This window comes from Bradyrhizobium sp. P2_E8, from assembly GCF_056403875.1.
Genome location: NZ_JBFUES010001257.1, coordinates 1 through 1,868, shown reverse-complemented (window position 1 = coordinate 1,868; position 1,868 = coordinate 1). Strand labels below are relative to the sequence as shown.

Genomic DNA, 1,868 nt, shown 5'->3' with positions numbered 1-1,868 from the left:
GAGCTAAACCTGTCGCCCCGCCAAATTCCTCACCGTCACGCCATCCCGCTCCTCAATCACCTCCGCGATCATCTGGCGGTGGCAGTGGGTGTGGTCGCGCTCGTAGCAGAGCAGGCACACGGGCCCGGCCTTCTTCACCAGCGCCGAGAGCTCGTCCATCTCTTCCCTGGCCTGCGGCGTCATCAGGTGCCTTGAATAGATCTTTTCCAGCACCTCGTACTGGCCGCTGCGCGCGGCGAGGCGGCCTTCCTTCGGCGTGCCGAGCGCGGCGAGATGCACATAGGCGATGCCGCGCTCATCGAGTCCCGCGGCGAGCTGCTTCTTGGAAAAACCGGGCCGACGCGACGAGGTCACCGCGCGCACGTCGACCACGAGCTTGACGCCGGCCTGCTCCAGCTCGTCCAGCACGGCCTTGGGCGGCGTCTGTTCATAACCGATGGTGAAGAGCTTCCTCGCCTTTGCCATCGACCACCCTCAGCTCACCCGTGCGATCAGTTCCATGGCGCCGGCCGGCGCGCRCACCTTGCCTTCGTGGATGACGTAGGCGAACACGTCGCGCGGTTCTTTCTTCGGCTTGGCCTTGTCGACCCTCGGCAAATCGTCGGGTTCACTTCCCTCCGCCCAGTCCTGAAAGCGTTTGGCCCAGGCATCGAGCTGCTTCGGCGGATAACAGGTCTTGATCTCGTCATTGCCCTTCTGGAGCCTGGCATAGACGAAATCGCCGGCGACGTCGGCGATCGCCGGATATTTGCCGTGCTCCGCAAACACGACCGGCGTCTCGAACTCGCGGATCAGTGCAACGAAATCCGGCGCACAGAAACTGTCGTGGCGGACCTCGACGACATGGCGCAGCGCGCGTCCGTCGAGCTTGCGCGGCAGCAGCTCGAGGAATTTGCCGAAATCGGCACCGTCGAATTTCTTGGTCGGCGCGAACTGCCACAGCACCGGCCCGAGATGGTCGCCGAGTTCCAGCACGCCGGAATCATAGAAGCGCTTGATGGAATCGCCGGCTTCCGCGAGCACGCGGCGGTTGGTGGCAAAGCGCGGCCCCTTCACCGAAAAGACAAAACCCTCGGGCACTTCACTGGCCCATTTGCGAAAGCTCTCCGGCTTCTGCGAGCCGTAATAGGTGCCGTTGATCTCGATCGAGGTCAGCTTCGAGGCCGCGTAGGACAGCTCCTTCGCCTGCGTCAGCTTCTCCGGATAGAACACGCCGCGCCAGGGCTCGAAGGTCCAGCCGCCGACGCCGATGAAGATATTGCCGGATTTCTTGGACACGGTTTTTGCTTTGGCCACGGAAGGATCTCGCATCGACGTGGAGGGGAGGCCGGCATCCTAGTCAAACGAGTTGTGATTGGCCAGTTGCCGTGGCCCGTCTAAGCTTCCAACCAGATCATCTGCGAAGAAGGAGAACAAGATGCGGATGCTGATGCTGGGAGCGGCGCTCGTGATGACATCTGCTGCCATGACATATTCTGCCATGGCGGATGACGACGATGCCAGGGGCGCGCAGAAGCTCGCCATGCAGGGGCGCGACGATTACTGGCATTGCCTGGCGCGGGAATATTCGCGCGACAGCAATCAAGGCCTGTCGGAACAGGATTTTGGCCGCTCGGTTGCGGGCGCCTGTCCGTCGGAGCGGCAATATTACCGGGTGGCATTGCTCGACTATCTCACCACGCAATACCCGAGCATCGATTCCGGCGCCCATCTCGCGACCGCGAACAGGGCGGTGGAGTCGGCGCAGAAGGACATCGTGACGGCCTTCGTCAAGCACAGGCCGCCGCAGAAATGATTCGAAACAGCCATTGCGGGCCCGTGGCTCTTCCGGCTGCGCGCTCATCCGTGGTATCAATGATCGCATCTGG

The 1,868-nt window shown here is 62.5% G+C and carries 3 protein-coding genes; 1 reads left to right on the top strand and 2 read right to left on the bottom strand.

The features are described 5' to 3' along the window. Positions 1–3: 3 nt before the first annotated feature. Together AC1D00_RS39275 and AC1D00_RS39270 are read right to left on the bottom strand one after the other, a co-directional pair. Positions 4–465: a DUF488 domain-containing protein gene (locus AC1D00_RS39275; RefSeq protein ID WP_477014378.1), complete on the bottom strand. Its 462-nt coding sequence runs from the start codon at positions 463–465 to the stop codon at positions 4–6. Between the two features lie 9 nt (positions 466–474). Next, positions 475–1,311 (bottom strand): DUF72 domain-containing protein, encoded by an 837-nt coding sequence (locus AC1D00_RS39270; protein WP_477014377.1) that lies wholly within the window; start codon positions 1,309–1,311, stop codon positions 475–477. Between the two features lie 106 nt (positions 1,312–1,417). Between AC1D00_RS39270 and AC1D00_RS39265 the strand changes: the two genes are divergently transcribed. Continuing rightward, positions 1,418–1,795: a hypothetical protein gene (locus AC1D00_RS39265; protein ID WP_135174219.1), complete on the top strand. Its 378-nt coding sequence runs from the start codon at positions 1,418–1,420 to the stop codon at positions 1,793–1,795. The last annotated feature ends 73 nt before the right edge of the window (positions 1,796–1,868 follow it).